The sequence below is a fragment of the Micromonospora sp. LOL_015 genome, from assembly GCF_048060275.1.
Lineage (GTDB): Bacteria > Actinomycetota > Actinomycetes > Mycobacteriales > Micromonosporaceae > Micromonospora_E.
Map to the genome: position 1 here is coordinate 135219 of NZ_JBHMIO010000010.1, position 6023 is coordinate 141241.

General features: G+C 68.4%; 6 protein-coding genes. 3 read left to right on the top strand and 3 right to left on the bottom strand.

Annotation, left to right across the window (positions count from 1 at the left end):
• Nucleotides 1–2: 2 nt before the first annotated feature.
• A complete protein-coding gene (locus ACFHWU_RS12020) occupies nucleotides 3–737 on the bottom strand; it encodes an NAD(P)-dependent oxidoreductase (protein ID WP_416568095.1) in 735 nt (244 codons plus the stop codon).
• A gap of 114 nt (nucleotides 738–851) precedes the next feature.
• On the opposite strand from ACFHWU_RS12020, the gene ACFHWU_RS12025 reads away from it, so the two are divergent.
• The 3 genes from ACFHWU_RS12025 to ACFHWU_RS12035 all read left to right on the top strand — a co-directional run bounded on the left by ACFHWU_RS12025 (nucleotide 852) and on the right by ACFHWU_RS12035 (nucleotide 3263).
• Nucleotides 852–1532 (top strand): TetR/AcrR family transcriptional regulator, encoded by a 681-nt coding sequence (locus tag ACFHWU_RS12025; protein ID WP_416554533.1) that lies wholly within the window; start codon nucleotides 852–854, stop codon nucleotides 1530–1532.
• 634 nt (nucleotides 1533–2166) lie between these two features.
• Nucleotides 2167–2559 (top strand): hypothetical protein, encoded by a 393-nt coding sequence (locus ACFHWU_RS12030; RefSeq protein WP_416590577.1) that lies wholly within the window; start codon nucleotides 2167–2169, stop codon nucleotides 2557–2559.
• The gene (locus ACFHWU_RS12035; RefSeq protein WP_416590578.1) at nucleotides 2556–3263 is read left to right on the top strand and encodes a DUF2637 domain-containing protein; all 708 of its coding nucleotides are present in this window, start codon (nucleotides 2556–2558) and stop codon (nucleotides 3261–3263) included. Before ACFHWU_RS12030 ends, ACFHWU_RS12035 begins: the two co-directional genes overlap by 4 nt.
• A gap of 150 nt (nucleotides 3264–3413) precedes the next feature.
• Here the strand turns inward: ACFHWU_RS12035 and ACFHWU_RS12040 are convergent, their stop codons facing one another.
• A complete protein-coding gene (locus ACFHWU_RS12040) occupies nucleotides 3414–4124 on the bottom strand; it encodes a M48 family metallopeptidase (RefSeq protein ID WP_416590579.1) in 711 nt (236 codons plus the stop codon).
• Entirely contained in the window at nucleotides 4121–5983 is a 1863-nt protein-coding gene (locus ACFHWU_RS12045) for a type I restriction enzyme subunit R domain-containing protein (protein ID WP_416590580.1), read from the bottom strand. The genes ACFHWU_RS12040 and ACFHWU_RS12045 overlap by 4 nt, the downstream gene beginning before the upstream one ends.
• Nucleotides 5984–6023 lie beyond the last annotated feature (40 nt).

The window sequence follows — 6023 nt, forward strand, 5'->3', positions numbered from 1 at the left end:
TGTCACTGCGGTAGACCGGCATGGGCGAGGGCGGACGGAGTCAGCCGACCGACGATGGCCGGAGCCTGCCGGATGAGGGTGTCGTCGTCCACGGCCTCGACCATGAACCTGGCGTAGTCGATGCGCCGGGTCAGGTTGCTGGCCAGCACCGGGTCACCCACATGCCGGCTCCACACCGGCAGGCCCTGGCTGTCGCCCTCCTCGAGGTCGCTGCCGCGTACGACGGTCCAGTCGGTGCCGCTGGCGAAGACCCGTTGGCAGGCCTGCACCTGGTCGTCGACGTCCACCACCCGCAGCAGCTTTGCCAGCCAGCCGAAGATCGTCGTGTAGAGCTTGAACCCCCGGGGGTAGACGTCCCGGCCGTCGCGGGTGATGTGCCAACCGCAGGAAAAGATCAGCCGGGCACCGGGCTCGGCGTAGTCGAGCACCGCCTGCGCGGTGCCCGAAGCGTAGCTCTGCACCCCCCACGGCACCAGCACGGTGAGCACAGCGTCGCAGCCGCGCACCGCCCGGGCAATGACCGTACGGGAGTTGGTCGGACCGGGGACCACGGTGATCCGACCGTCGAACTCGGACAGTTTGGGCACGCTCTTCTCACGGCACACGGCGACGACCTCGTACCCGCGCTCCAGCGCGTGCCGCACCATGTACCGCCCGAGCTTCCCGGACGCGCCGACGACGCAGATCCGCCGGCCCGCACCTGGCTGGCCGACTCCGTCGGTGCCGATCGGTTCCATGGTCCCGCTCCTGTCTCTCGAATTCCCCGTACCACGTTTGGCTTACGCTGTAAGGTACAGCCTTGCGGTGTAAGGTTGTCAAGAGGTCCGAGCGGCTGACGGCAGGAGGATCACGTGGGCACAGAGCCAGCCGGTACGCCCGGGAACCGGCGCACCGCGCTCACCAGGGACCTGGTGCTGCGCGAAGCGGTCGCGCTGGCCGACGAGGCCGGCTCGGGGGTGCCGAGCATGCGCCGGCTAGCGCAGCGGCTCGGCGTCGAGGCGATGTCGCTCTACCACCACTTCCGCAACAAGGACCTGATCCTCGACGGAATGGTCGATGTCGTGTTCGGTGAGATTGACCTACCGGCGGACGGGGTCGACTGGTGTGCCGCGATGCGGGACCGGGCGGCTTCGATGCGGGCGGCGCTGATCCGACACCCGTGGGCCATCGGTCTGATGGACTCCCGGACCAACCCCGGCCCGGCGACCCTGCGCCACCACGACGCGGTGCTGGGCTGCCTGCGTGCAGGTGGCTTCTCCATCGCCGGCGCGGCGCACTCGCTCTCCATGCTGGACAGCTACGTCTACGGGTTCACCCTGCAGGAACTCAGCCTGCCGTTCACCTCGTCCGCCGAGGTCACCCAGGTGGCGGGCGCGATCCTGGAGCAACTGCCCCGCGACGAGTTGCCGCATCTCGCCGAGATGATCGTTCATCGGGCGCTGGCACCCGGCTACTCCTATGCGGCCGAGTTCGACGTCGGGCTCGACCTGATCCTCGACGGTCTGCAGCGGCGCCGGGAAAGCTGGCGGTGACCTGTGGGCGGGTCACTGCCGGCACCCCCTCACTTCTTGACCAAAACCCTTGTCGGGCACGGTGGTTGCGGCGGCGAGGATCGCCCCGGAACGCCTTGTTGAACAGGGCCGCCACCCGCACGACGGGATTGGGTATGGTTCGGGCGGGCACCCGCTTGTCCGCGTCGCCGAGGTTGGCCTCTAATAGGACGCCGACCTGCTTGATCGCGATCGCCGGGCCGCCGGAGAGCAGGAACCACTGGCCGGCGGCACCGGGCGTGGTCATGGCCAGCGCGCGGGCGGCGGCGACGTCGCGCACGTCAACGAACGTGATTTACAGGTTCGGGTAACCCCGGCTTGCTGCCGTCCGGGCTGCGCTGCACGATGTGGTTGGTGCCCCGAGCGCCTCTGTCCCCCTCCCCGGTCTCCGGCCGCCGTCCTGTTCGCCGCCGTGGTGCTGTCGCTGGGCGGCAGTCCGCTGTGGATGCAAATGGCCCATGGCGTCAACCGGCAACACTCGAGAACCGGATCCGGTTCGCGGAACGCTGTACCTGGTAGTGGGCCGGAGGTACCACCATGCGAACCAACCGACGACCATCGCCGGTGACCCGCTGCCGCTGACTTTGCCCAGCTCACGGACGTCGGGCGGTGCCCGATGACCCCGGCTCGCCGGGCCGAACCGCCGGTGCGGTTCGTCGACGCCCAGGAGATCAACCCGTTCAAGCTCCTTCTCGATCTTCATGACCATGCTGTCGCCTGGACGCCGGGATCCGGTCGCGATGACGTCCTCGCGGAGCTGGCGTTGTCCGCAGCGGTGGTGTCCCGGTGGACGAGTTGGCAGCCTTTGATGATCCACGCCGCTCTGCGGGCCGGCGCGGACCCGGTGGACATCGCCGAGGCGACGGGCTTGGAGGTCGACGAGGTGGTCCGCCGGTGGCGGCGGTGGGCCGATGTCCAGACGCGGCTGGACATAGATGGACGTCCGGCTGTGGACCCCGTTGAGGTCCGGGCCATCGAACATCGGCTCGGTCCGGGGGTGGTCCGGTGACGCCGACCCGGATCGCCCGCGACGTGAGCACGGTGGCCGTGGCCGGGATCGCCGCTTGGTCGTCGTGGAGCCATATGGTCGCCGTGGCCTTGGAGTTCGGCGAGCGTCCCGAGGTCGCCTACGTATTGCCGCTGTCGGTCGACGGGATGCTCATCGTCGCCTCAACGACGATGGTGGACGACAGGCGCGCAGGGCGGCGCGTGCGATGGTCGGCCCGGATCGCCTTCCTCACAGGCGTAGGCGCGAGCGTCGCGGCGAACATCGCCGCAGCTCAACCCGCCCTCGGCGCTCGCATTGTTGCCGCCTGGCCCGCCGTCGCCCTGCTCTTGGTGGTAGAGATGCTTTCCCGTGTCCGGCGCACGCCGGCCCCGACAGCCTCCGACCACGATGCCGGCAAGCCCGACGGTGCGGCTCCCACCGATTCCGTTCAAGAAGCCGGGAAAGCACCCCACCCTGCCTCGCCGATCGACATCTCCGCAGCGGCGAGGACCTCGGAGACGTCCCGGCACCAGGGGCGGGCCGGACGCGGACGCCGAAACAGGAGGGCTTTCGAGGCCGTGCTGAAGATGCGAGCAGAACATCCGGACGCGAGCACAGCGGACATAGCCACGCACCTTGGGGTAACCGAAAGACATGTCCGCAGGCTGTTGATGTCCGCGCCAACGGACCCGGGCGAAGTAGAGCCGACGCAGGGATACGACTGATTCGCGGGCGCTCCGCCGGGAGCCCAAGCAGGCCCGGGGCAGCCCGGCGGCCGGCAGCTGGCTACCGCCGGTCCGTCGGCGGAGAAGGCGGGCTATGAGCGACGCACCGGATCGGTAGAAGGAGCGGGTCGCGCCGGTCGGTCCGACCTATCAACCAAGCCAGAGCCCGGCACCCGCGACGAGTAGATCCTGCTTGCGGCGTTCGAAGTCAGGCAGGGCGCGTTCGACGGTCGCCCAGAAAGCGGACGTGTGCTGCGGATGGGCGACGTGGGAGAGTTCGTGCACCAGCACGTAATCGACAAGGCTGGGTGGTAGTTGAAGCGTCGCCCAGTGGATGTTGAGCCGGCCGTTGTTGCCGAGGGAGCCCCACCGGTAGCCCAGGTCCCGGACGTCAAGTGCGGACGGATGCAGGTCCATGCGGTCAGCCCAGGGACGCAGTCGACCCGGCAACCACTGCCGCCCACGATAGCGGTACCACCCGATCAGGGCCGTGCGCGCCTGCCCGGTGACCGTACGCGGCAGGACGATGCGCCCGCGTTCCATGCGTACCCGGTCGCCGTCCCCGATCAGCAGGCGGTGGCTGCGGCCGAGGTACGCGAAACCCTCCCCGTTGACGAACTCCTTCGCCGGCCGAGCGGACAGCAGCAGGTCCTTCTCGGCGAGCTTGCGGTAGACCCACATGCGCTTGGTGTATGCCCAAGCGGCCAGCGCGTCGGCCGGGCAGCCGGCCGGGGCATGCAGTTGCAACGATCCGTCGCGGTCGACGGTGATCCCGACCGTGGCACGCCGCGGCGACTCGGTGACCTCGAACTGCAGGTCGCCGATGAGCATAGTGTCGGGCAGCGCCTCGGCTACGGTCATGGCGCGGACACCAGCCGGTGATGGTTGTGCTTCGCCAGTTCGAGCAGCCGATCGGCGAGCGGCCGCAGCCAGGCGTAGTTGAACAGGTCGCTGCCGTCCGCCAGACGGGTGTCGTCCAGCCGCTGGATGACCTTGCGGCGCAGTTGTTCGCGCTTGTGCGCGTTGTCCCAGAATCCGACCAGTCGAACATCATCCTTGATCAAATGCACAACGTCGGTGGTGGCCTGCCGCAGCGGGCCGGCACGTTCGGGGGTGACCGGTCGGTCGTGCTCGGCGAGTGCCTGGGCGATCAGGTCGCGGAACGGCGCCTCGGTGTGGGGGTCCAGGCCGTCGGCGGCCTCGGTACGTCCGGCCGTTACCGCCGGCAGGAAGTCGGCAAGGGCTAGGGCGAGCTGCTCCCACTGGTCCTTCAACTCGACCAGGATCTGCTCCAGGTGCTCGGAGAGCCGCCGGTAGTGGGCCGGGTCGCGATCCATATGCTCGCTGATGTAGTGACGGATCGCGTGCTCCATCTCCGACGCCTTGGCGCGCGGGCTGGCTAGCCCGCTCACCTTCTCCGCATAGTCGGCGGCGGTGATGGAGATCGGCGGAATCTTCTGGGCGATCCCGAGCGCCTGCACATGCGCGTCGATCAGGGTGCGGACCTTCTCGCCGTACACCCGGATGTCGAACAATGTGTGGTCGCGGTAGCGCCGGCGCGCGAGCAGGGCGATGGTCCCGAACGCCTTCGCGTCGGCGCCGAATGGCAGCGCCTTCTCTGACGGCAGCACGATCTCCAGGCTGCGGGTGAACGCCTTCATCGCGGTTTCGAACCGCGCCCGAAGCCGCTCGTCGGCGAGCGCGTTCACACAGGCGTCCTGAACCGCGACGCTGTCGAAGTTGCTGATGCCGGGGAAGAGTTGCCGGACAGCGGCGTGGGCGGCGGCCAGATGCGGTACCTCGTCGTTGAGGCTGGTAAGCGCGCCGTCGATGTCATCGGCCGCGTACGCCTCCAGTGCCTCGGCGAGGTGGTGGGCCACACCGTAGTAGTCGACGATGTAGCCGCAATGTTTACCCGGCGCGGTGCGGTTGACCCGGGCGATGGCCTGCAGCAGGTCGGCTTCCCGGATCGCCTTGTCCAGGTACAGCACCTGTTCGCGGGGGGCGTCGAAGCCGGTCAGCAGCATCGCGTTCACGATCAGCATGGCCACCGGGCTGGCCTGAGCCGCGGGCACCTCCGGCAGTGGCAGCTTCTTGTCCTTGAAGTCCTCGATGACCTGGTCGTGGCCGCTGGTCCAGGCCGCGATGTCAGCCTTGTCGTTCTGCGCCGCAGAGATCACCGGCACGAAGTCGAGCTGGGCGATGACGTCACGGTACCGCCATGCCCGCACCAGCATCGCCCGCTTGGCGGGCATCCGGTCGATGCGGTCGAGGGCGTCATCGGTCCGATACGCCGGATCGAGGTTGTCCAGTTCCGCGACGAGGGCCTTGCGAGCGGCCAGGAATGCGGTGCGGTAGCGGACGGCGGCGCGGCGGCTCGTCGCCACGACCTGGGCCTTAAACCCGTTGGGCAGCACCACGTCGACATAATGGCGCAGCATGTTGGCCGCTTTCGCGGCGATGAGCTGTTCGGCCTCGGCGACGTGCCGCTTGGTGGCGTACCGCTGCTTGAGCTCCTCGGTCTGCGCCGGGGTCAGCCCGTACAGGTCGATAAACTCGTCGATGTCGTCGGCGTCCCGCACTCCGCCGCCGATAGTTCGTCCCTCGTAGACGATTGGCACCGTGGCGCCGTCGGCTTCGGACTGGCGGATGTCGTACCGGTCGATCGGCGGGCCAAAGATGGAGTACGTCTTCTTCTTAGCCTCAATCCGTGGACTCAATAGGACTTGACGGCAGTCATCGACACTTGACGATTATGTC